Raw genomic sequence first — 23893 nt, 5'->3', positions numbered from 1 at the left:
CTCGCTACGGTGTGTACGCGTCCCTGGGAAGGGGTGGAGTGCCGTGGAGGGGCATCCATTGGCACTGCGATCCCGGGAACACGCCTCAGGCACGCCAGAGCGACCCCCAGTCTCGGCTCTGGCGTGACTGGGGGTGACGCGCGGTAGTGTGTCCGGCTGGTTGTGTTGTCGGACCTTCCGGGGAACAGGGTGGAGTTTCGGGTTCTGGGGCCGATCGAAGTCGTCGCGGGCGGCCGGGTGATTCCAATTGGCTCGGCGCGATTGCGCTGTTTGCTCGCCGCGTTGCTGGTTCGTGCCAACAAGGTTGTCAGGTTCGACGAATTGGTGGAGGCCGTTTGGGGTGAGTCGGTTCCGGCGAATCCGCGTCCTGCTGTCTACACGTTGGTGACGCGGCTGCGTAGTGTCCTCAAAGACATTGACATCGAGGCGGGCGGCGATGGTTACCGCATTGTGGTCGACGAGGGCCAGGTTGACGTCAAACGGTTCGAAGGGGGCATAGCCGCGGCGCGGACGGCGGGTGAGGGGGAAACGGAAGTCCTCCGGCAGGCGCTTGAACTGTGGCGTGGTGAGCCGTTCGCGGATGTGCCGTCCGACTACTTGCGGAGGATGGCTGAGCCGCTGGCCGAGCGACGCTTGCAGGCGCTTGAGCGGAAACTCGAACTGGATCTGAATGCTGGTCAGCACCAGGTCGCACTGCCGGAGCTGACAGAACTGACAGCTGAGTATCCTCTGCGGGAACGGTTCTGGGCGTTGTTGATGCTTGCGCTGTTCCGTGCTGGGAGGCAGGCGGAAGCGTTGCGGGCGTATTCCGCTGTGCGGCAACGGCTTGTCGACGAGTTGGGTGTCGAACCGGGCGCTCATCTGCGGAAGGCGCACGAGATTGTGCTGGCAGGCGAGGAGGACAGTGGCTGGCGTGTGGAATGTCAGCTGCCCATCGACATCGGCGATTTCACCAACCGCGACGACGAACTCGCCCACGTGCTGGAGTCCATGCGTCCGGGAACCACGGTGCCGATCATGACCATCAGCGGTCCGCCTGGCATGGGCAAGTCCGCCCTGGTGGTGCGTGCCGCGCATCGGCTGATCGAGCAGTATCCGGACGGGCAGTGGTTTCTCCGGCTCAAAGGGGCGAGCCCGGCGCCGCGCCCGGCGAATGACCTGCTGGCTGAACTGCTGCGGACCGCGGGCGTGGATCCGACCTCGATACCGGCCGACGTCGACGCCCGGGCAAGTCTGCTGAGATCGCGTCTCGCGGAGCGCAGAGTGCTGATTGTCCTGGACGATGCGGCTGGAGTCGAGCAGGTGGCGCCCTTGCTGCCGGGGCGGCCGGGAAGTGCCGTGCTGGTGACCAGCCGGTCAGAACTCGGTGGGTTGTCCGTTCTTTACGGCGGCAACCGCATCTCGCTCCAGCCGTTCTCCGGTCGTCACGCCTACGACCTCCTCGCCCGGATCGCGGGAAGGGCCCGGTGCGCCGAAGACATCGGAGCGTCGACCGTGCTGACCGACCTGTGTGGACGAATGCCGCTGGCACTGCGCATCGCCGCGTCGAACCTTGCCAGCCGGCCTGGCCTGCGCATCGCCCGGTACGCCGAAGATCTGCGCAGCGGTGACCGGTTAGCGAAACTCAAGACCAGCGGCATCGGCATCCGCGCTGTGTTCGACGGTTCGTTCGCCACACTGAGCGAAGTGGACCAGCGAGCGTTCGGTCTGCTTGGCGTGGTGCCTGGAATGGACATCAGTGTGGCAGGCGCCGCCGCACTGCTCGAATGCGACATCGATGAGGCTGGCGACATCCTCGAGCGGTTGGTGGCGGCGAACCTCCTGGAGCGCCAGGCCGAGGATCGATTCCGGTTCCACGACCTGATCCGGGTGTACGCAGCGGCGCGGGCGAACGACTATGACAGTGCCGAAGCGCTGCGCCGGTTGGCGGACTGGTACCTGTACTCCGTATATGCGGCGGTCGCTCCGATCGCGTCGGTCTACGTCTCGCGGCTGGGCCCCGCGCCCGCGGATGTTGTGCCGCTCGTGTTCGAGACCACGGATGAGGCAATGCGGTGGCTCGACGCGGAGCGGCACAACTACATGGCCCTCATCGAACACACCGCGGCCTACGGACCCCTCAGGTACGCCTGGCAGTTGACGGATGCGGCCCGACCCGACCTTTACCACAGTTACCGCACAGATGATCTGAACCGCATGGCCGGCCTTGGACTGGCCGCTGCTCGTCAGGTTGGTGACCAACGAGGACAAGCGATCATGTTCCTCGTGCTCGGTTCGTCGAAGGCCGTGGCCGGCCATTTCGACGAGTCGGTCGACGACTTCGCCGAGTGTCGGAGGATCGCCGCCGTGATCGGCGAGACCGGGATATACGCCAGTGCGGTGCTCACCACGGCCGTTGCCTATCACGAGGCAGGGTGGCCACAGAAAGCCGTTGAAGCTGCCGAGGAGGGACGCGAACTCGTCGATCGGGGGGTGGAGCAAGGCGAACAACGCAAGCTGGCGGTGCTGTCGAACCTCGGTGTGGCTTACTACGGTGTGGGCCGGCTACGAGATGCCTTGGAGACTCTCGTGGAAGCAAGAGAGCTGGCCATCCGCCTCGAGGTCCCGACGGGTGAGATCGTGACGTGTGGATACCTCAGCCAGGTCCACCGAGAACTCGGTGACGCCGATCAGGCGCTCGCCGTGTCCCGCTTCGTGCTGGAGTCCACTTTGGCTCGGTACTACGCGCACGATCCGGCGAACATCATGATCGCCCGGGTGCATTGCGATCGAGGGGAGACGGAACTCGCGCGGACGTACGCGATCACGGCGCTGGAAGGGGCCCGCAGCCGGGGCTATCGCAAGCACGAAGCCGAAGCGGCCGTTGTGCTTGGCACCATCTGCCTGGCTGAAGGGCAACGTGAACTGGCGCTGAGCCACTTCAGGCAGGCCCTTGATCTGGTGAGAGGCCTGGTTGCCTATCCGGTCGAAGTCGAAGCACTGGCCGGAATGACGTTGGCCAGTGGCACGGCCGGGTTCGCTGAGAAGGCGGTCGCGCTCGCCCGCGAGCACGGGATGCGGTTGTTGGAGGCGAAGGCGTTGGCGGCGTTGGCCGAGGTCAAGGCGGATCAAGGCGATTCCGGTGAGGCGCTTGCGGCTGCCGGGCAGGCGCTGGAGATGTTCCGGGAGTTCGGGTGTCGTCGCGGTGAGCGGCATGCCGGCGGGATCGTCGGGCGGGTGAAAGGGAACTGAAAGCGATCGGCGTTACGGTCCCGTGTGCCCGGGAGGGCAGGGGATCGATGTCGCCGTGGGGGTCGGCATCGGCGCCCGCTAGCGCATCAGCCAGGCGCGGCATGCCAGCTGGAGCGCCAGCCGCTGCTCGGGGTCGGCCAGGTCGACCCCGAGCTGGCGGGTGATCTTGTTCAGCCGGTAGTGGACGGTCTGGCGGTGCACCCGCAGCACTTCCGCCGCCCGGGCCGGGGAGTTCTGGTGGTCCAAATAGGCCTGTAAGGTCCGGATCGCCTCTTCCGCGGCCGCCGGCCCGAGGTCCACGAGCGGGGCGAGCAGGTCGTCGACGGAAGCCCGGGTGTTGTCCGACGCGTACCACTCGACCAGCATCCGGTTGAGGCCCAGCGCGTCGATCGCCACCACGTCCCGCTGTGGTTTGGCCTGGCGGGTCACGGCCAGTGCCGCTTTCGCGTCCGTCGCCGAGGTTCGCAGCCCTTCCGCCTGCCGGTGCACGGCTCCGATACCGCACCGGACGACTATGCCGGGGAAACGCTTGCGGGCGGCGGCCAGTGCGGTGTTCGCCGCCGCCAGCGCCGTGCGGGCGGCGGACGGGCCGGGGTCGGCGTCGACGCTGTGCACCAGCAGGGGTTCGCCGCCGATGCGGGTGCTGTGCCACTTGGCGTCTATTTCCGCCCGGACCGCGTGCAGCATCGCCACGCTGATGGCGTCGACCTGGTCGGCGCTGACCGTCGCGCCGGAGTCCAAAGAGGACGACAGTTCGAACCGCAACACCTGGTGCCAGCCGTCGACCGGAAGCCCGACCGATCGGGCGTGGGAGACCAGTTGCACGCGTTCGGAGTCGGGCGCCAGCAACAGTTCTCCGAGCAGGCGTCCACGGTCGGCCAGCGGCGCGAGCTCGGTACGCCGCTCGTCCCCGATCACCCGTGCGTAGGCGTCGGCCGTCAACGCCGTCACGGCACGAGCAGCGACCACCCAAGAGCCGCGAGCGTCCGGCGAGACCTCGGCGGCGACGAACGTGTCCACGGCACCATCGACGAGGACCGGCGCCGCGGGTTCGCCGTGTGCCGGTTGACGGGCCGTGACCGGAACGCCCAAGGCGTCCGACGCCGCCAACAGCACGGCGGCCTTGCGGTCGTGGGTACGCATCTCGGCCGACGCGATCAGCCGCCGGGCCGCGTCGATCCGGGCGAGCGCGGCTGTCGCGTCGCCCGCCAAAGCCTCGGCCACGGCGACGATCAGCCGGGTCGGTTCGAGGCTCACCGGCGCCAGCAGCAGTGAAACGGCGTTCCGGTTGGCGATCCGCACCGCCGTGGACTCGACCGTGGTCGCGTCGATCCCGTTCAGCACGATCGCGCCCACGTCGGAGGCGGCCGCGTCACGCATCGCGATGTCGAACAGGTGCCCCCGGGCCTGTGCCGACGCAGTTGGCAACACCACGACGAAGCTGTCGCGGGGCACTGACCGTAGGTCGGTCAGCTTGTCGACGACCCGGACCGAGCCCACCATCCGCCCTGGTGACGCGGTCAGCACCGTCAGCATGTTCAGGTCTGGACCAGCGAGCAGGTCGCGGAGCGGAACGTGGCTCACGGGGCCTCCGTAGGCGGACAGTGTCGGGGTGACTGTGCGGTGGGGATAGCCGGGGCTTGGATTCTATTGGGCAAGGACAAATACTCAGAGTGGCTGTCTTACTACCATTCACTCGTGCGACTTAACGGGGGTTGCCTGGTGGACTTCGCCCGGGGCTGCGACGTGCTCGCGGCCGGCGGTGGCGGCTACGCGACGGGAACCGTACCGATGGCGCAGGTCGCGCTGGATGCCCAGGGGCCCGTGGAGGTCGTCGATCTCGACGACCTTCCGCCGGATGGTCTGGTCATGCCGTGCGCCTATCTCGGGTCGCCCGCCGTCTGGGTGGAGCGGATCGGCACCGGGCGCGAGAGCATCGCCATTCGACGACAGGTCGAACAGCACTTCGGCGCCGAGGTCGTGGCGATGATGTGCACGGAGATCGGCGGCAGCAACGGCCCGGCTTCGGTGGCGCTGGCGGCCAACGCGGGCCTGCCGTTGGCCGACGCGGACGGCATGGGCCGCGCCTTCCCCGGCATCGAACAGGTCGCGATGCAGGTCGCGGGCGTGCATCCGGGCCCTTCGGTGCTGGCGGACGACCACGATCACGTTGTCCTCGTCCAAGCCGACACCGGTGACTGGCTGGAACGCCTGGCCCGCGGCGCGGTCACGGCCTTCGGCGACACCGGGGTGAGCGCCGAGTACGTGATGACGGTCGAACAGGCCCGCAAAAGCGTGGTCATCGGGTCGATCAGCCGTGCGATGCGGATCGGCAAGCTGCTCTCGGACTGCGCGGGCATGCCGGTCGTGGCGGCCGTGCGGCGGCTCGCCTCGGAGACGGGCGGGATCTGCCTGATGGAAGGCAAGATCAGTTCGGTCTCGCCGGTCCAGACCAGCGCGGCGTCGACCTTCGCGGCCAACCAGCGGTTCACCGCGGTGATGGACGGCATCAACAACGACGACGGCCGCTGCCTGCGTGTCGAGGTCGGCCACGAGTACCTGGCGATCCTGGAGGACGGCGAGGTCAAGGCCACGACGCCGGACATCATCACCCTCTTCGACGTCTACAGCGGCGACGTCGTGGCCACCGATTCGTTGCGCTACGGGCAACGTGTGGTCGTGCTGGCGTTGCCGTGCCCGGAGCTGTGGCGGCAGCCCGCGGGGATCGACCTGGCCGGCCCCCGGGCGTTCGGCCTGGACCTCGACTACCACCCGCTGGTGGTGCGATGACGGGCTATCGGCTCGGCGTCGCCCTTCCCGGCAGCCGGACGTCCGCGGCGATCCTCGATCCCGAAGGACGCGTGGTGGTCACGGTCGAACTCGGGAGCGACACCCCGGGCGACGTGCTCGACGCGGTGCTAGACGCAGCCGAGCCGCACGGCATCAGGGCCGGCGACATCGACCACGTCATGTTCGCGGTGACGGATCTGCGCGTGATGAACGACCTGGCCGCGGAAACGGGCTCCTGGCGCGGCTGGCCGGGCCGTCTGGCCAGGGTCGCGGCGGTGCGGCTGGGCGCGGCGACCACATCCGTTCCGCCGTTGACGTTGTGGCCGCAGGAGTTGCAGCAACGCGTCGTGGTCGCGTCGACCTGCCTGTCCGGCGGCGCGATGCTGGACGGCAGCGACTACGAACCCCTTGACTTCGAGGGACTTCAGGCGTTCGCCCGGCAGATCTCCGGTGTTGCCGGCGCGGTCGCGATCACCGGCGTCTTCTCGGCGGTCACGCCCCGCCACGAGCTCGCGGCGGCCGAAGTCCTCCGTGCCGAGATGGGGGCCTGCGGCGCCATCCTGTTGTCCCACGAGTACGGCGGGCTCGGCCTGGTCGAGCGGGAGAACGCGACGATCCTGCAGGCCGCGTTGACCGCGCCGGTCGCCGAGGAGGCGGCCAAGCTGCTGAACGCGGTCAACCGGCGTGGCATGAACAACGCGGAAGTCTTCCTCGCTCGCAGCGACGGAACCATTGCCACGCTGGACAACGCGGTCACGCATCCGTTGTCGCTGCTCGGCGCGACCGATGCGACGGCTGTCGTCGGCGCGTCGGTGCTCGCGGGGGAGAAGGACGCGCTCGTCGGATTGACCAATGTGGACGGAAGCGTGCGCGCGGTGTGCGCGCTCACCGACTGCGGCCCAAGGATGACCGTGGGACAGACCAAAGTGGCCGGTGTGCCGACAGGTCTGAGTGTTCCCGCGCTGGTCCCGATCCACGCGTCCGTCGAGGAGGCGATCGACCGGGCCAAGGAAGCCCCGGGTGACCTGCCGCTGCTGCTCGTCGGCCCGGGCGCGCGGACCTTCGTCAAGTCGCTGAAACCGCAGTCGCCCAGGATCGTCGGTACGGCACTGGCCGGGACCGTGAAGGTCGAGTCGCCGGTGGCCGCCGAGGCCGCCGCCGCGGTCGGCGCGGCCGCCGCGCCGGTGGTCGGGGAGGCCCGGCGGATCGTGCCGTTGAACAGCCCTGGGCTTGAGGAGATCCGAGCCGCCGTACGGGAGGCCGCGCGGGCGTCGGCGATGCGTGCGGGCGCCGACCCGGCCAACGTCTCGATCGTGTCGGCCGACGAGAAACCGCTGGCCTACCTGTCCGAGCCGACCGTGGTGATGCGGGTACGAGCGGGCGGCCCGCCGAGAGACGGAGGAACCAGGTGACGCCCCAGGACGACTACTCCCTCAGCCGGGTTCCCGCGAAAGCCAGGTACGGCTGGGGGTGGGTCGCGGTCCAGCAGTTCGGCCAGATCTCGGACCTGATCACCTTCTCCACCGGTGTCATCCTCGGCGCCGGGCTGTCCTTCTGGGGCGCCTTCTGGGCGTTGACGCTCGGTTCGGTCGTGCTGGAACTGGTCGCCGTGTTCGTCGGGATCGCCGGGTGCCGGGAAGGACTGTCCACTTCGGTACTCACCCGCTGGACCGGCTTCGGCCGGTACGGCTCGGCGCTGCTCGGCCTGATCATCTCGATCAGCCTGATCGGCTGGTTCGGCATCCAGAACGGCGTGTTCGCGCTGGGCATGAACGCCATCGCGCCAGTGCTCGACCCCTGGGTGTGGTCGTTGATCACCGGCGTGGTGATCACGGTCTTCGTGATGTACGGATTCCGTGCGATGCGGTGGGTCGCGGTCGCCGCGGTGCCCGCGTTCCAGATCGTCATCGCGTACTCGGTGATCACCGAATTCGCGAAGGTGGACGTCGGCGCGCTGTTCTCCGCGGGCCCGTTGGGCGAGCCGATGACGATCGCCGCGGGAGCGACGCTGGTGGCCGGCTCCTACATGGCCGGTGCGACGATCATGCCCGACATGAACAGGTTCAACCGCAACGCGCGGGACGTCGTCAAGCAGAGCGTCCTGTCCATCACGCTGGGCCAGTACGTGATGGGCCTGATCGGCGTCCTGCTGGCCTACGCGGTCAAGGGCCAGGACGCCGTCGCGATCCTGACCAGCACGGTCGGCGTGATCGGCGTGATCACCCTCGTCGCGGCGGTCGTGAAGATCAACGACTGGAACCTCTACAGTTCGTCGCTGGGGATCGTGAACGCGATCGACACGCTGACCGGCGTCAAGGTCAACCGCGTGTGGGCCACGCTGATCATCGGCATCGCCGGGACCACGCTGTCGGCGGCCGGCATCCTCGACCGGTTCGTCGACTTCCTGATGATCCTCGGTGTCACACTGCCGCCGATCGCCGGGATCGTGGTCGCCGAGTACTACATCGTCAAACGGTGGCGTGGCGAGCTCGACGAATCGCGGCAGCGCGGTGTGCTGCCCGCCACCGAGCCGACATTGATCCCGGTGACGCTGGTGATCTGGGCGGTGTCCGCGTGGTTCGGCTGGTGGAGTGAACGTGAGGCACTCGGAATCGGCTCGCTGAACTCGTTACTCCTGGCCGGACTGCTGTATCTGACAGCCGGAAAACTCGGCCTGGTCCGGGCGATCAGCGAGGTGCCTGTGGCGGACGACCCGAAGGGGAAGGAGGAGGCGTGCGAATCGGCATCGACGTAGGCGGTACGAACACCGACGCTGTCCTTCTTTCCGGGGACAACCGGCTGCTCGCGTCGGTCAAAACGCCGACGACGCCGGACGTCACCGACGGAGTTGCCTGGGCGGTCACCGATCTGCTCGCCGCGGCCGCGGCCTCCGGTGCGATCGAACGGATCAGCGACCTGTCCGCCGTGATGATCGGCACGACGCACTTCACCAACGCGATCGTGCAGCAGCGCGGCCTCACCCCGACCGCGGTGGTCCGGCTCGCGCTGCCCGCGACCGGGGCGTTGCCGCCGTTGACGGGCTGGCCGCCGGTGCTGCGTGCCGCGATCGGCAAGAAGCACTACCTCGTCCACGGTGGTTACGAGTACGACGGCACCGAACTGGCCACATTGGACCCTGACGAGATCAAGCGCGTCGCCGCCGACGTGGCCGAACGCGGCCTGCGGTCGGTCGCGATCTCGTCGGTGTTCGCGCCGGTGAACAGCGAGATGGAGCTGCGGGCCGCGGAGATCCTCCGTGCCGAGGTCCCGGACCTGCGGATCTCGTGCTCGCACGACTTCGGCCGGGTCGGGCTGCTGGAACGGGAGAACGCCACCGTCCTCAACGCGGCCCTGATCGAGCTCGCCGGGCAGATCTCGGACGCGCTCACCTCGGCGCTGCGCGGCGCGGGGATCACGGCGCCGCTGCTGCTGAGCCAGAACGACGGCACCGTGATGGACGTCGAGTACGCCCGCCGGTTCCCGGTCGCGACCTTCGCCTCGGGGCCGACGAACTCCATGCGGGGCGCGGCTTTCCTGGCCGGGCTCAGTGACTGCGCGGTGGTCGACGTGGGCGGGACCACCGCCGACGTCGGCGTCGTCGCCGCGGGGTTCCCCCGGGAAGCGGGCGCGGTCACCGAGCTCGCCGGGGTACGGACCAACTTCCGGATGCCGGACCTGTTGTCGCTCGGTATCGGCGGCGGAAGCCTGGTGCGGGGAGACGACTTCGGGCCCGACAGTGTCGGCTACGAACTCACCGAGCGTGCGCTTGTCTTCGGCGGCAACGACTTGACGCTGACCGACCTGGCGGTCGCGGCCGGAATGGTCGACCTCGGTGATCCCGCGCTGGTCGGGCACCTGGACAAGAGCCAGGCCGCGGCGGTGCTCGAGACCGTCGGCGAACGCATCGCCGAGGCCGTCGACCGGATGCGGACGTCGCCAGATCCCTTGCCAGTCCTCGTGGTCGGCGGCGGCAGTGTGCTCGTGCCGGATGTCCTGCCAGGACTGGACGGCGTCGGTGACATCGTCCGGCCGGAGAACTTCGCGGTGGCCAACGCGGTCGGTGCGGCGATCGCGGAAGTCGGCGGCGAGGTCGACCGGGTCGTGCGCGTCGGCGAAGGCAAGCGGGACAAGGTGTTGGAGGACGTCAAGCTGGAGGCGATCGAGCGCGCGGAGTCGGCGGGGGCCTTGCCCGACAGCATCCGCGTCGTCGACGTGGAGGAAGTGCCGCTCGCGTACGTGCCCGGCGGCGCGGTCCGGGTCCGTGTGAAGGCGATCGGGCAGCTCGACCTGCGGCGGCTGGGAGCGGGCGATGCGTGAGATCCGGCTGTCCGATATGGACGACATCGCCCGTGGCGCGGCGATTCTCGGCGCGGGCGGCGGCGGTGATCCGTACGTCGGCAAACTGCTGGCCGAGGTGGCGATCGAGAAGCACGGCCCGGTGTCCGTCGTGGACATCGGCGACGTCCCGCCGGACGCGGTGGTGGTGCCGGTCTCCTCGATGGGCGCACCGACCGTCGGCACCGAGAAACTGCCGTCCGGGCACGAGGCGATCACCGCGTTGCGGGCGCTGGAACGGGTGATGGGCCGCAAGGCCACCCACCTGGTGCCGATCGAGATCGGTGGCGTGAACTCGGTGATCCCGATCGCCGCGGCGGCCGAGACCGGCCTGCCGCTGGTGGACGGCGACGCGATGGGCCGTGCCTTCCCCGAGGCGCACATGGTGCTGCCCACGCTGATCGGGGTGAGCTGCACGCCCATGGTGATCGTGGACGACAAGGGCAACACCATGGTGCTCGAGACCGTCAGCAACCAATGGGCCGAGCGGTTCGCCCGCGCGGCGTGCACCGAAGCCGGGTGCTCGGTCTTCACCGCCGACACCGTCCTGAACGGCAGGCAGCTGAAAGCAGGCCTGGTCGCCGGAACGCTGACGTTGGCGCACAAACTCGGCCGGGCCGTGCGGCTCTCGCCCGAGCCGGTGGCGACCGCGGCGGCCCTGCTCGACGGGCGACTGCTGATCACCGGCAAGGTCGTGGACGTCAACCGCGCCACCACCGGCGGTTTCGCCAGGGGACAGGCCAGGATCGAGGGCATCGGTGCCTGCCGGGGCATGCGGATGACGCTCTCGTTCCAGAACGAACACCTCGTCGCCGAACGCGACGGCGAGATCGTGACCAGCACACCCGATCTGATCTGTGTACTGGACAACGAAACCGGTGATCCGATCACCACCGAGGGGATGCGTTACGGAAACCGGGTCGCCGTCCTCGGCGTCCCGTGCGACAGCCGGTGGACGACGCCGGAAGGGCTGCGGCTGACCGGGCCGCGGGCGTTCGGCTACGACCACGACTACATGCCGATTTCCGTTGGGGGTAAACAATGACCACTGCGTCGAGTGCCTGGGAGCGCGCGCCGCTGATCCCGTTGCCGAGCCGCGGCCACGAGCACCACGAGGACCACGAGCGGTGCGGCACCTGCGGCCAGCCGATCGGTTACTGGGCCGTCGACCGGCTCACCGGCCTGCTGGACCGGTGGGGCTGGGACACGTATGCGCCGGAAACCCTGCGGCGCGCGCACGAGCAGCGCCAGCCGTTGGCGTTGCTGCTGCTGGACCTGGACCACTTCAAGGAGATCAACGACCGGTACGGCCACGTGGCCGGCGACATGGTCCTGCATGCCGTGGCCGAGGTGCTGCGGGCGTCCTGCCGGGAGAACGACGTCGTCGGCCGGTACGGCGGGCACGGCGGTGACGAGTTCCTCGTCCTGTTGCCGATGACCAACCGGGACCGGGCCATGGCCGTGGCCACGCGGGTGCTGGACGGCGTGCGCGCGTTGCAGATCGGCGTCCCGGACGTGGACAAGGGCACCAGGACCACGCTCACCGGACTGACCGTGTCCATCGGTGTGGCGCTTTATGTCCCAGCCCGTGGAATGGAACCAGTATTGACCGATCTGGTCCTCGAAGCCGATGCCGCCCTGCTTGTCGCCAAGCGCGAAGGGCGGGACACCGTCCGGATGGGCCGGCGCCGCTGATTCCGGCAGGCCGGCGGGTTTCCTCATTGATCATGGGACCTTTTGGTCTCGCCGGCCGTCCTATCATCCTTTCCCAGTTCTGCTGGGGTGAAGGTGACGTGTTAGTCCGTTCAGCGGGTTTTGAACTGTGATTACCGCGATACGGTTGGTCACCGCCGCGAGTCGCGTGTGACGCATTTGGAGGTATCTGATGCTTCATATGTTGGCCGCTGCCGGCGTCGCTTTATCGATCGTCGGACAACCAGTTCAGGCCGCCGGGTGGCCGTCCACACCGCCACCCGACAAGATTATCATCGATGTCGCCACCGTGAATGGTTCCGGGTGCCGGCCCGGTACCGCGGCCGTTGCCGTCTCCGAGGACAACGAGGCCTTCACGGTGACGTACAGCGAGTTCCTCGCACAGGTCGGCGTCGGTGCGGAGCCGACCGACTGGCGCAAGAACTGCCAGATCAGCCTGAAAGTGCACGTTCCGTCTGGCTTCACCTACGCGATCGCCCAGGCGGACTACCGTGGTTTCGCCCATCTGGAACGAGGCGCGACCGGTCTCGAACGGGCGAACTACTATTTCCAGGGAATGTCACCGACCCAGTTCATCAGTCACCCACTGTCCGGTTCGTACAGTGACAACTGGCAATTCACGGACACCACCGACATCGCGGCACTGGTCTACCATCCGTGCGGCGAGTTGCGCAACTTCAACATCAACACGGAGTTGCGGGTGAGTGCTGGGACGTCCGATCCGACGAAGACCACGAGTTTTATCGCGATGGATTCGACAGACGGAAGCATCAAAACCACCTACCATTTCCACTGGAAGACCTGCCCTCGTTAACGTGAATTAACCCGATCCGCGGCGGCGTGGTGCGCCGAACGTGGTTTTTCCGGTGCCCTCGTCCGTGAAAACCACGTTCGGTCCAGTGACGCACGGCTCACCGCCGATCGGGAAGAAGACGGCCGCGCCCCGGCGTTCGGCCGGACATGCGGGAAACCGACGTTGTGGTCATCGGAGCCGGGCAGGCCGGGCTGTCCAGCGCGTACTACCTGCGGCACTACGGGATCGACGACTACGTCATGCTCGACTCCGCCGACGGCGCCGGAGGGGCATGGCGCCACCGCTGGCCGTCCCTGCGGCTGGGCAAGGTGAACGGCATCTACCCGTTGCCTGGCTTCCCGCCCGTGGACGCCGACGCGGATCTCCCCGCTTCAGAGGTCGTCAGCGAGTACTACGCCGCCTATGAACGTCACCATGGCCTGCACGTGATCCGGCCTGTCGAGGTCACCTCGGTCGAGTACGGCCCTGACGACCGGCTGGTGGTGTCGGCGGGACACGATCGGCAGTGGGCGGCTCGCGCCGTGATCAACGCCACCGGCACGTGGACGCGGCCGTTCTGGCCTTACTACCCCGGCATGGCGTCGTTCCGGGGACGTCAGCTGCACACCGCGGACTTCCGGGACGTCGAGGAGTTCCGTGGCAGGAAGATGATCGTGGTCGGCGCGGGCTCGTCCGCGACCGGCCTGCTGCTCGAACTGTCCGAGGTCGCCGACGTCACGTGGATCACCCGCCGCAGGCCGGTGTTCCGGGACGAGGAATGGACCGAGAACGTCGGCCGCGAGGCCGTGGCCAAAGTGGACGAGCGGGTCCGTGCGGGCCTGCCGCCGCTCAGCGTGGTGAGCGTGACCGGGCTCTGGGCTCCGCCGGATGTGCGTGCCCGGCTGGAAAGCCTGCCGTGGCGGCGGATCTTCCACGAACTCACCCCGGACGGCGTGCGATGGCGGGACGGTTCGGAGTTGCACGTGGACGCCATCCTGTGGGCGACCGGGTTCCGTGCCGCGCTGGATCACCTGGCGCCGTTGGGATTGCGCGCCCCGGGCGGCGGGATCGTGATGGACGGCACCCGCGTGGCCGCCGAACCGAGACTGCACCTGGTCGGATATGGACCGTCGGCCAGCACGGTCGGCGCGAACCGTGCTGGCCGAACGGCAGCACGCGAGATCCGCGCACTGCTCAACTCCGGTGAACTGGTTGCCTCTTAACGACCCCTCGTGAGTGTTTATCCGTGTTCTAACCCTGATAAACACTCACGAGAGGGAGAGGGGTGGTCGGCATTACCTCGGGGATAATGGCCGGGGTTTCGACGTGGCACGTAGCGTGGCAGCTGTGACCTTGACGCAACGACCGGTGGGTGAGCTGCTCAGACAGTGGCGGGAGCAGCGCAGGCTCAGCCAGCTCGACCTGTCCATCCGGGCGGACATCTCGACCAGGCACCTGAGTTTCGTGGAGACCGGCCGGTCGGCGCCGAGCCGGGACATGGTGCTGCACCTGGCCGAGGAACTGGACGTGCCGTTGCGTGACCGCAACAGGTTGCTGCTGGCGGCGGGGTACGCGCCCGTCTACGGCGAGACCTCATTGGACGCGCCCGAGATGGCGGCGGTGAGGTCCGCCGTGCGCCGCATCCTGGCCGGGCACGACCCGTATCCGGCGTGCGTGGTCGACCGGCGGTGGAACCTCGTCGACAGCAACGCGGCGACCACGCTGTTCACCACGGACGTGGCGCCGGAGCTGGTGCGGTCGCCGATCAACGTGCTGCGGCTGAGCCTGCACCCGGAAGGGCTGGCGCCGCGGATCCGCAACCTGGGGGAGTGGCGGGCGCACCTGCTCGGACGGTTGCGCCGGGAGATCTCGGTGACCGCGGACGAAGGACTGAGGGAGCTCTACCAGGAGCTGGTGGCGTACCCGTGTGACGACCCTGAGCCGCATCTGGACAACGACGTGGTGGTGCCGTTGCGTATGACGCACCAGGGCACGGAACTGGCCTTCCTGAGCGTGGTCGCGACGTTCGGCACGCCCGCCGACATCACGGTCGCGGAGCTGGCGATCGAGTCGTTCTTCCCGGCCGACGACGCCACTGCCGAGTTCCTTCGGGGGATGTTGTAGATCGCCTCTCGACACCGGACCCATGCGCGATGTCTACTCGGTTGCGTACGCAACGAGGCGGGAGGACAAGAGTGGCTGAGGTCCGTGGAGTGGTCGCACGTGCCAAGGGCGAACCGGTCGAGGTGACGACGATCATCGTGCCCGATCCCGGGCCGGGCGAGGCCGTGGTGAAGGTGCAGACCTGCGGGGTGTGCCACACCGACCTGCACTACCGTGAGGGCGGCATCAACGACGAGTTCCCGTTCCTGCTGGGGCATGAGGCGGCAGGCGTGGTCGAGTCGGTGGGCGAGGGCGTGACCGACATCGAGCCGGGCGATTTCGTGGTGCTCAACTGGCGTGCGGTGTGCGGCGCCTGCCGGGCGTGCAAGCGGGGCAGGCCGTGGTACTGCTTCAACACGCACAACGCCACGCAGAAGATGACGCTGGCCGACGGCACGGAACTGTCGCCCGCGCTGGGGATCGGGGCGTTCGCCGAGAAGACGCTCGTGCACTCCGGTCAATGCACCAAAGTGGACCCGTCGGCCCGTGCCGCGGCGGTCGGCCTGCTCGGCTGTGGCGTGATGGCGGGTATCGGCGCGGCGATCAACACGGGCAACGTCGGCCGTGGTGACTCCGTGGCGGTCATCGGATGCGGTGGCGTGGGCAGCGGCGCGGTCGCCGGAGCGCGGCTGGCCGGCGCGGCCAAGATCATCGCGGTGGACGTCGACCCGCGCAAACTCCAGTGGGCGCAAGGCTTCGGCGCCACGCACTCGATCAACGCCCGGGAAGTGGACGACGTGGTCGAGGCCGTCAGGGCGCTCACCGACGACTTCGGCGCCGACGTCGTGATCGACGCGGTCGGCCGCCCGGAGACGTGGAAGCAGGCGTTCTACGCCCGTGACCTGGCCGGAACCGTCGTCCTTGTCGGCGTGCCGACGCCGGACATGACCCTGGAGATGCCGCTGATCGACTTCTTCAGCCGCGGTGGCTCGCTGAAGTCCAGCTGGTACGGCGACTGCCTGCCGTCCCGCGACTTCCCCATGCTCGTGGACCTCTACCAGCAGGGCAGGCTCGACCTGGACGCGTTCGTCACCGAGGAGATCCCCCTCGACGGCGTCGAGGACGCCTTCCACAAGATGCACACGGGTGACGTACTGCGTTCCGTCGTGGTGTTCTGATCCGCCTGTCGCGGTCCGCAACGGGGTGTCGCGGAAACCCGCAGTTCAACGCCCTGTGAGCAAAACGTGCTCACAGGGGGTTGCCTCGTGGTGTTGGATGGCCCGGTGGCTGTACGACTTGATGCCGACACGGTGTCCTCGTTGGTTGGACCGGACCTCGCCCGGATCGGGCGGGAACATCTCGACGCGGGCCGGGTCTTCGAACTCGGCGAGGACGACGGCGGGGTGGCGGCGATCGTGCTCGACTCCGCCCGCAAGGAGTACGACGTCTGGGTCGGCGTGGTCAACGGGGCGCTGACCGGCGAATGCGACTGTGACGACGACACTGGGACCGGCGCCGAGGTCATGCTGTGCGGCCACGCCGTCGCCGTGACGCTCGCGGCCCTCGAGGACGGCATCCTGTTCACGTCAGTGATCGAGCAGGACGACGAGGACGACGAGGAACGGTTCGCGGAACTCGCGGCGACCCTGACGTTCGACCAACTGGTGGACCTGGTCGCCCGCCAGGCCGTCGCCGACCCCGACTTCGCCGACGAACTGCTCGCCCTCACCGAGGACGAGGAAGACTGACCGGCCAGCCCCACGGCGTGTCCACCTTTCCAGCACCCCGTGTCCACCGTTCCGGCACCCCGAGTTGACCATTCCGGCACGGTGAAGTGCCCGTTGCGCCCTGGCGTGTCCACCGTTCCGGTACCCCGTGTCCACCGTTCCGGCACCATGAGATCCCCGTCGGGGCGTCGGATGGGACTCGGGGTGCTGGAACGTGTAACTCGGGGTGCCGGAGTGGGTGTTTCGGGGTGCTGGAACGTGTAACTCGGGGTGCTGGAGTGGGTGTTTCGGAGGGCTGGAAGGGTGTGCGTGGGGCACCGGATCGAGTGAACTTGGGGGGATCGGCCGGCGATTCGCTGGTGTCCGGAGTGGTCGCCGGGTAGGAACTGCGGCCATGCCGAGGTTTCCCCGCTGGTGGTTCCTGGCCGCCTTCGCCACGCCCGCCGCCGTCACCGCGATCGGGCTGGCCCTGCAGGTCGCCGGGATCGAGCGCGCGGTGGAAGCCGCGGCCAGGAAGGCCGCGGGGCAGGGTGAGGTGGTCGTCGACGGCCGTGACGTCACGGTCAGCGGGGTTCCGGTCGAACAGACCGCCAAGGTCGCGACCGCGGTCGACGCGGCATCCGGCGTCCGCCAGGTGTCCATTGTGGAACCACGACTGCCGCCGATCCGGCTGAAGTTCACGCCCGCCGGCATCACGGTCACCGGAAGCACCGAACAGGAAGCCTGGCGGCGGCAGTTCGTGCAGGCGCTGACCAGGCACTTGAACGGCCGGAAGCTCGTCGACGAGACGAAAGCCGTGAAAGGCACCGACTTCCCGATCACCACCAAGGCCGCGGAAGTGGTGGTCGCCCTGCTCAGCCGCCAGCCGGAGGAAACGGCTGTGACCGTCACGCCGGACAAGCTCACCCTCACCGGCACGATCCCGGACGAGAAACGCCGGACCGCGATCATCACCGCGTTCAAGCGCCTGTTCGGCGACAAGGCCGTGGTCGACCAGACGAAAACCAAGGAGTGACGTACTGTGCTGTGGCTTGCCGCCCAGGTCTTCCTGCTGTGCCTGGTCTCGTTCCTCGCGGGCGCCGCGATCACGGCCCTGGCGACCCGCCGGAAGGCCGGGGCGCCGGAAAGCCAGGAACCCGAAGAAGACCGGGCCTGGAACAAGGTCACAGAGCCAGCGCCCTGACCTTCTCCTCGTCCACCTCGATGCCGAGCCCCGGACCGGTCGGCACCTCGGCGCGACCGGCGGAGATCTTCACGGTCTCACCGGCGTACACCGAGTCCACGAACTGCCGCCCGTTCAGGTCGACCGGCGTGGTGATCCCGAACGCCGCGAACAGGTGCAGCGACGCGGCGAGCCCGATGTCCGAGTCGGTCAGCCCGGAGCCCATCAACCGGACGCCGCTGTCCTCGGCCAGTTGCAGCAACCGCCGCGACAACGTCAGCCCGCCGCTGCGCTGCACCTTGGCGATCGCGATGTCCACCGCACCCAGCCGCACGAATGTCGACATGTCGGTCGGGTGCCGCAGGCTTTCGTCCAGGGCCACCGGCACCGCGGACAGGTCACGCAACCGCCGCAGACCGGCGATGTCGTTCGCGGGCAACGGTTGCTCGAACGCCGTCACGCCCAAAGCCGCCAGCGAACGGGAGATCCGCACGGCCTCGGCCACCGAGTAGGCCTGGTTCGCGTCCACCCACAACGGCGCCGACGGCGCGGCGTCGCGGACCGCTGACACGATCTCCAGGTCCGAAGGCCCGAGGCCGATCTTCACCTTGAACGCCTCGTAGCCGAGTGACCGGCCTTCGGCCACGGCGTCGGCGACCTCGGCGGGTCCCTGCCCGGAGACGACCCACCCGAGCTGGATCGACGAAACCCGCCGCTGCCCCCACAGTTCGCCGACGGAAAGCCCGAGCGCGTGCCCCACCAGGTCGTGCAGTGCGACGTCGACGGCCGCCTTGGCCAACGGGGAGCCGATGCTGAAGCCGCGGTTGATCGCCCGGTCGAACGCCGAAGTCACGCCGTCCAGGTCCCACACCGGCCGGCCGGTGATCGCGGGCGCCAGGTAGCCGTCGATCGTGCTGACGATCGACTCCCGCGTCTCGTACGTCCACGCCGGGATCGGCGTCGCCTCGCCCCAGCCGAAGTGGGAACCGGCCGTCACCTTGACCAGGATCCGCACGCTGGGCTTGCCCATCACGGCGACAGATCCGCCTGACACGCCAAAAGGACGCAACGTCGGCAGTGGCACCGCGAACGTCTCGACCCGGTCGATGGTCAGTCCGGCCAGGCTCATGAACGTACCCTTCCCGTGCTCTCGCGGATCACCACTCGCCCCTCCACCCGGACGATCCGGCTGCGCCGCCCGGAGTTCTCCCGCAGCGCCAGCTCCATCGCCTGTTCACCCAGTTGCTCCAACGGCAACGCCACCGTGGTCAACGGTGGTGTCAGGTCCCGGACGATGGGAATGTCGTCGAAGCCGGCCACCGACACGTCCCCCGGCACTGACAACCCTTTGTCACGCAACGCGGTCAGCGCGCCGATCGCCATCACGTCCGTCACCGCGAACACGCAGGTCGCCCGCATGCCCCGGTCGATCAACGAGGACATGCCCGCATACCCACCGTCACGGGTGAACCCGCACTCCACAATGTCCTCTTCGGACAGCGGGACACCGGCGCCGGCCAGTGCCGACCGGAATCCCGCGATCCGGTCGGCCACTGTGGTCAACGCGCGCGGCCCGGCCAGCACGGCGAACCGCCGATGCCCCATTTCCAGCAACGCGTTCGCCAGAGCGGCTGCCCCCGCACGGTTCTCCGGCAGCACACTGTCCACACGGAGGCTGCGGTGCCGCGACACCACCGCCACCCGGCCGCCGCCACGCAGGTACGGACCGAGTTCGGCGGCGAGCGAACGTTCCCACGTCTTGTCCTCGAAGCCTGAGCCGATCAGCAGAATCGCCGGGGCGCGCTGGGCCCGTAGCATCGAGACGTACGCGACCTCACGATCGGCGTCCCGGAAAGTGCTGGCCAGCATGACAAGCAGGCCGTTGTCCCCAGCCACCCGCATGATTCCCCGTGCGATCACGGCGAAGTACGGGTCGCTGACGTCGTGGCAGATGACACCGACGGTCGGTCTGGACGCGCCCGCCAGTGCCTGGGCGTGCGCGTTCGGCGCGTACGCCAGCCTCCCCGCCGCGTCCTGCACTCGTTCACGCAGGTCGTCGCGGACTTTGGCGGTGCCGTTGAGCACCCGGGACGCGGTCGCGGGTGACACTGCGGCGGCGCGGGCGACGTCCTGCAACGTCACGTGCGTCCGTTCGGCCATCGGCTCTCCACTTCTTGACCCGCCGTGCCGGGCGTGTCTACTCTAGCGCAGAAAGCGCTTTCTGAAAGCGCTTTCTATTCCAGGTGACAGGCGCTACGAGCTGCGGGTAAGCGCTTTCACGGATGAGGATTTTCCCGGAGCGGGAAGGCGGAGGGCATGGCGGTGGAAAGCACGCAGGAGGCGCCGGCGGGGGTGGCCGAGCGCAACCGTCCCCGCACTGCCGAGCGCGCTCTCGGCTTCGTCCAGCAGGCGTGGCGTCCGGTCGCGCTGCTGGCGCTGTTGTTCGTCGCCTGGTGGGTGATCACCGCGACCGGACTGGTCCAGCCCTATCTGGTCGCCTCGCCGGGCGACACGTTCGCCACCATCGCGGAGAAGTCCGACTACTTCTGGGAGCACACGCTCGTCACGCTCTGGGAGACCGTGGCGGGCTTCCTGCTCGCCAGCCTCGTCGGCGTGGTGACCGCCGTGATCATGGTGTACTCCACGACGATCGAGCGCACGCTGTACCCCTTGTTGTTGTTCGCACAGGTGATCCCGAAGATCGCGGTGGCCCCGCTGTTCGTGGTGTGGCTGGGGTTCGGCGTCGAGCCGAAGATCCTGGTGGCGCTGTTGATGGCGTTCTTTCCCGTGGTGATCTCGATGGTCACCGGGCTGAAGTCGATCGACCCGGAGATGTTGCAGCTCTCGGCGACCATGGGGGCCGGCCCGGTCAAGACCTTCTACAAGATCAGGCTGCCGGCGTCGCTGCCGCATCTGTTCTCCGGCTTGAAGATCGGTGCGACGCTCGCGGTCACCGGCGCCGTGGTCGGCGAGTTCGTCGGGTCGAACGAGGGCCTTGGCTACGTCATCCAGCAGGCGAACGGGAACTTCGACACGCCCACCCTGTTCGCCGGCCTCGTCATCATGTCGGTCCTCGGCATCCTGCTCTTCGCCCTCGTCGAGGTCCTCGAGTACTTCGTCCTCCCGTGGCACGCCAGCCGCCGTATCGACGCCGCTACGACCAGCCTGTGAAAAGGGGAGTTCCCATGAGGTTCCGCCATCTCCTCGCCGCCGCTCTGGTGCCGGTGCTGGCACTGGCCGCCGGCTGCGGCGGATCGGAGCAACAGAAGACCACCACCGCCGAGGGTAAGCAGCTCGACAAGGCGACCCTCATGCTGAACTGGTATCCGTACGGTGAGCACGCGCCGTTCTACTACGGCAAGGCGCAGAAGATCTTCGAGAAGCACGGCATCGACCTGACCATCCAGGCGGGACAGGGTTCGCAGAAGACCATCCAGGCCACCGCGGCGGGGCAGACCGACTTCGGCTGGGCGGACACCCCCGCGTTGCTGGCCGGTGTCGGCCAGGGCATGCAGGTCAAGAGCGTCGGGGTGTTCCTGCAGACCACGCCGTCGGCCGTGCAGTTCTTCAGCGACAAGAACATCACCAAGCCCGAGGACCTCAAGGGCAAGACCATCGCGAGCACCGCGGGTGACGCGCTGAGCAAGACGTTCCCGGCGTTCCTGAAGGTCAACGGGTTGTCGGACGCCGACGTGAAGCTGCAGAACCTGGACGCCGCGGGCAAGATGGCCGCCGTGCTGTCCGGTCAGACCGACGCGCTGCTGGGCTTCGCCACCGACCAGGGCCCGACCATCCAGGAGAAGGGCAAAAAACCGGTCTCCTACCTGAAGTTCGCCGACCACGGGCTGAGCTTCTACTCCAACGGCCTGCTCACCTCGCAGAAGAACCTGACCGAGAAGAAGGACCTGGTGACCAGGATGGTCGCCGCGACCAGTGAGGCGTGGACCGCCGCGCAGGGCAACGCGAGCGCCGCGGTGCAGTCGATGAAGGGCGCCTCGGAGCAGCTGCCGTCCGAGACGGTGCTCACCGAGCAGTTCAACAACACGGTCAAGCTGCTGCACACGGAGAAGACCACCGGCAAGGCGCCCGGCGTGAACGACGAGGCCGACTGGCGCAGGACGATCCAGGTGTTCGCCGAGGCAGGCGTGATCTCCAAGGCCCAGGAGCCGTCGGCGTACTGGGATGTCAGCTTCGCGCCGAAGGGATGAGGATGCCCGCCAGCAGCCCGACACAGGCACCCGCTCAGATGGACACCAGCGTCGAGATCGAGGACGTGGCCGTTCGCTTCCGTACCAAGAAAAAGGACGTCACGGCCCTGCATGACGTGTCGTTGAGCGTCGCGTCAGGCGAGTTCGTGGCGATCGTGGGCCCGTCGGGCTGCGGCAAGTCCACTTTGCTCAAACTGGTGTCCGGTCTGCTGAAGCCGTCCAGGGGGCGGATCAGGCTGCTCGGGGACGACGTCAACGGCCCGAGGCGGGACATCGGATACGTCTTCCAGCGCGCCGCGTTGCTGGAATGGCGGTCCGCCCGCAGGAACATCCTGCTGCAGGCCGAGATGCGCGGGATGCCCTCGGCCGCCGCGCGGGACCGGGCGGACGAGCTGATCGCGATGACCGGCCTGACCGGTTTCGAGGACGCCTACCCGCACGAGCTTTCCGGTGGTATGCAACAACGTGTGGCGCTGTGCCGGGCGTTGTTGCACCGTCCGCCGGTGCTGCTGATGGACGAGCCGTTCGGTGCGCTGGACGCGCTCACCCGTGAGCAGATGAACATCGAACTGCGCCGGATCTGGCGCGAGACAGGCACAACCGTGCTCCTTGTCACCCACTCGATCCCCGAGGCCGTCTACCTCGCCGACCGGGTGGTGGTCATGTCGGCGCGGCCGGGCACCATCGACGAGCTGATCCCCGTCGAGCTGCCGGTCGACCGCGACTACGGCAGGACCATGGCCGACCCGGAGTTCGCCCGGGCCACCGGCCGCATCCGCGATTTGCTGGGCGCCGCCACCAGTGCTGATTGAAGTGCCGATCTGAACCCGTCGACAAAGCGCAAGCACCTGGGAGGATCCAATGAGGGCTCGTTCCGTGTTGGCTGTCGCGGCCGCAGTGGCTTCGGCGTCCATCGCCGTCGCACTACCGGCAAGCGCTGGACTGACCACCTACTGTGAAGGTGAAGCCGAATCGGTGACCGTCCCGGGCGACCTGAGAGTCGCCGCGGCGAAATCCTGTGTCTTAACCGATGTGGACGTGTCCGGGACCGTGACGGTCGAGGCGGGCGCCAGCCTGGTCGTCAACGGCGGGACGTTCACCGGTAACGTGTCCATTCTGGACGACGGCTTCTTCGACGCCCAGGGCACCACCCTGACGGGCTCGCTGACGTCGGTCGACGGCTTCGGTTTCTACCTGGCCGGTGGCAGCAAGGTCGGCACCGTGAAGGTGAGCGCCGACAAGTACCCCGACCGCGGCACGTACGCGTACTTCAACGGCGCCACTGTGGACGGTGATCTGACGTCCTCTGTGGGCGAGGTGTACGGCCAGTCCGTGAACTTCAACGGCAATGTCAGCGGCACCAATGTGGCCTACGTGGACCTGGTCGACTCGGTGGTGGCCAAGGACGTCACGGTGACCGGTGCCAAGCTCGGCGCGGTGCTCTGCGCCAGCGAGGTCTACGGCAACGGCAGCTACACCGGCAACTCGAACGCGCTGCAGATCGGGGCCAACGGCCCGATCGTGGGCTGCGAGCAGGCCAGCTACTGGGCGGGCAACCTGACGGTCTCGGGCAACAAGGCCACGGTGAACGTCAGCAACAACATCGTGCGCGGCAACCTCGCCGGCGTGGACAACGACCCGGCGCCGACCGGTGCCAACAACCGTGTCCGAGGCACCACTTCGGGCCAGTTCGTCAATCTCGCTCCGGAAGCCGCGGGCCGTGCTGCCGTCTCGGCCGGAGCGCACGAGCGGTCGGCGGACGTCGAGAGCCGCAAGAGCGCCGCGAAGGCGGCGGCCAAGGCACACGGGCCCGCGGATCTGTAAGGACCAG

Annotated in this window: 21 protein-coding genes; 18 read left to right on the top strand and 3 right to left on the bottom strand. The window is 68.1% G+C overall.

Going from position 1 to position 23893, the window contains the following annotated elements:
* Nucleotides 1-189: 189 nt before the first annotated feature.
* Entirely contained in the window at nt 190-3231 is a 3042-nt protein-coding gene (locus GC106_RS16285; RefSeq protein WP_173130795.1) for an AfsR/SARP family transcriptional regulator, read from the top strand.
* 78 nt (nt 3232-3309) lie between these two features.
* On the opposite strand, the gene GC106_RS16280 is transcribed toward GC106_RS16285, so the two are convergent.
* Nucleotides 3310-4815 carry a PucR family transcriptional regulator gene (locus GC106_RS16280; protein WP_173130792.1) on the bottom strand — a complete coding sequence of 502 codons (1506 nt, stop codon included), beginning with the start codon at nt 4813-4815 and terminating at the stop codon, nt 3310-3312.
* A gap of 114 nt (nt 4816-4929) precedes the next feature.
* Between GC106_RS16280 and GC106_RS16275 the strand changes: the two genes are divergently transcribed.
* The 13 genes from GC106_RS16275 (at nt 4930) to GC106_RS16215 (ending at nt 17875) form a co-directional block, all read left to right on the top strand.
* Nucleotides 4930-6021, top strand: coding sequence for an S-methyl thiohydantoin desulfurase family protein (locus tag GC106_RS16275; RefSeq protein WP_173130789.1), 1092 nt, complete (start codon nt 4930-4932; stop codon nt 6019-6021).
* Nucleotides 6018-7433, top strand: a complete 1416-nt coding sequence (locus GC106_RS16270; RefSeq protein ID WP_173130786.1) for a hydantoinase/oxoprolinase N-terminal domain-containing protein — start codon at nt 6018-6020, stop codon at nt 7431-7433. The genes GC106_RS16275 and GC106_RS16270 overlap by 4 nt, the downstream gene beginning before the upstream one ends.
* Nucleotides 7430-8776 carry a purine-cytosine permease family protein gene (locus tag GC106_RS16265; protein WP_173130783.1) on the top strand — a complete coding sequence of 449 codons (1347 nt, stop codon included), beginning with the start codon at nt 7430-7432 and terminating at the stop codon, nt 8774-8776. Before GC106_RS16270 ends, GC106_RS16265 begins: the two co-directional genes overlap by 4 nt.
* Nucleotides 8755-10338, top strand: coding sequence for a hydantoinase/oxoprolinase N-terminal domain-containing protein (locus GC106_RS16260; protein ID WP_173130781.1), 1584 nt, complete (start codon nt 8755-8757; stop codon nt 10336-10338). The genes GC106_RS16265 and GC106_RS16260 overlap by 22 nt, the downstream gene beginning before the upstream one ends.
* Nucleotides 10331-11401, top strand: coding sequence for an S-methyl thiohydantoin desulfurase family protein (locus GC106_RS16255; RefSeq protein WP_173130778.1), 1071 nt, complete (start codon nt 10331-10333; stop codon nt 11399-11401). The genes GC106_RS16260 and GC106_RS16255 overlap by 8 nt, the downstream gene beginning before the upstream one ends.
* Nucleotides 11398-12051 carry a GGDEF domain-containing protein gene (locus GC106_RS16250; RefSeq protein ID WP_173130775.1) on the top strand — a complete coding sequence of 218 codons (654 nt, stop codon included), beginning with the start codon at nt 11398-11400 and terminating at the stop codon, nt 12049-12051. Before GC106_RS16255 ends, GC106_RS16250 begins: the two co-directional genes overlap by 4 nt.
* A 190-nt stretch (nt 12052-12241) precedes the next feature.
* Nucleotides 12242-12883 (top strand): DUF4360 domain-containing protein, encoded by a 642-nt coding sequence (locus GC106_RS16245; RefSeq protein ID WP_173130772.1) that lies wholly within the window; start codon nt 12242-12244, stop codon nt 12881-12883.
* A 146-nt stretch (nt 12884-13029) separates the two neighbouring features.
* Nucleotides 13030-14085: an NAD(P)-binding domain-containing protein gene (locus tag GC106_RS16240; protein ID WP_173130769.1), complete on the top strand. Its 1056-nt coding sequence runs from the start codon at nt 13030-13032 to the stop codon at nt 14083-14085.
* Between the two features lie 124 nt (nt 14086-14209).
* On the top strand, nt 14210-14986 hold the full coding sequence (locus GC106_RS16235; protein WP_173130766.1) for a helix-turn-helix domain-containing protein: 777 nt from the start codon (nt 14210-14212) through the stop codon (nt 14984-14986).
* A gap of 71 nt (nt 14987-15057) precedes the next feature.
* Nucleotides 15058-16143 carry an S-(hydroxymethyl)mycothiol dehydrogenase gene (locus tag GC106_RS16230; RefSeq protein ID WP_312872682.1) on the top strand — a complete coding sequence of 362 codons (1086 nt, stop codon included), beginning with the start codon at nt 15058-15060 and terminating at the stop codon, nt 16141-16143.
* Between the two features lie 105 nt (nt 16144-16248).
* Entirely contained in the window at nt 16249-16713 is a 465-nt protein-coding gene (locus GC106_RS16225) for a hypothetical protein (protein WP_173130760.1), read from the top strand.
* Between the two features lie 373 nt (nt 16714-17086).
* Nucleotides 17087-17707 carry a hypothetical protein gene (locus tag GC106_RS16220; RefSeq protein ID WP_173130757.1) on the top strand — a complete coding sequence of 207 codons (621 nt, stop codon included), beginning with the start codon at nt 17087-17089 and terminating at the stop codon, nt 17705-17707.
* 6 nt (nt 17708-17713) lie between these two features.
* Entirely contained in the window at nt 17714-17875 is a 162-nt protein-coding gene (locus tag GC106_RS16215) for a hypothetical protein (protein ID WP_173130755.1), read from the top strand.
* On the opposite strand, the gene GC106_RS16210 is transcribed toward GC106_RS16215, so the two are convergent.
* Nucleotides 17856-18983: a mandelate racemase/muconate lactonizing enzyme family protein gene (locus tag GC106_RS16210; RefSeq protein WP_173130752.1), complete on the bottom strand. Its 1128-nt coding sequence runs from the start codon at nt 18981-18983 to the stop codon at nt 17856-17858. The genes GC106_RS16215 and GC106_RS16210 overlap by 20 nt on opposite strands.
* Nucleotides 18980-20014 (bottom strand): LacI family DNA-binding transcriptional regulator, encoded by a 1035-nt coding sequence (locus tag GC106_RS16205; protein ID WP_173130750.1) that lies wholly within the window; start codon nt 20012-20014, stop codon nt 18980-18982. The genes GC106_RS16210 and GC106_RS16205 overlap by 4 nt, the downstream gene beginning before the upstream one ends.
* Nucleotides 20015-20170: 156 nt before the next feature.
* Here GC106_RS16205 and GC106_RS16200 point away from each other — a divergent pair, with 156 nt between their 5' ends.
* The 4 genes from GC106_RS16200 to GC106_RS16185 all read left to right on the top strand — a co-directional run bounded on the left by GC106_RS16200 (nt 20171) and on the right by GC106_RS16185 (nt 23886).
* Nucleotides 20171-21025 (top strand): ABC transporter permease, encoded by an 855-nt coding sequence (locus tag GC106_RS16200; protein ID WP_173130747.1) that lies wholly within the window; start codon nt 20171-20173, stop codon nt 21023-21025.
* Nucleotides 21026-21039: 14 nt separating this feature from the next.
* Nucleotides 21040-22062, top strand: a complete 1023-nt coding sequence (locus tag GC106_RS16195) for an ABC transporter substrate-binding protein (RefSeq protein ID WP_173130744.1) — start codon at nt 21040-21042, stop codon at nt 22060-22062.
* Between the two features lie 2 nt (nt 22063-22064).
* Entirely contained in the window at nt 22065-22874 is an 810-nt protein-coding gene (locus GC106_RS16190; RefSeq protein WP_246365935.1) for an ABC transporter ATP-binding protein, read from the top strand.
* A 163-nt stretch (nt 22875-23037) separates the two neighbouring features.
* Complete coding sequence (locus GC106_RS16185; RefSeq protein ID WP_173130740.1) at nt 23038-23886, top strand: hypothetical protein; 849 nt, start codon at nt 23038-23040, stop codon at nt 23884-23886.
* Nucleotides 23887-23893 lie beyond the last annotated feature (7 nt).

Origin of the sequence: Kibdelosporangium persicum, from assembly GCF_013280595.1 — a bacterium.
GTDB classification, from domain to species: domain Bacteria; phylum Actinomycetota; class Actinomycetes; order Mycobacteriales; family Pseudonocardiaceae; genus Kibdelosporangium; species Kibdelosporangium persicum.
Note: the sequence above shows the minus strand (reverse complement) of the source record. Positions and strands in the feature narration are given on the sequence as shown.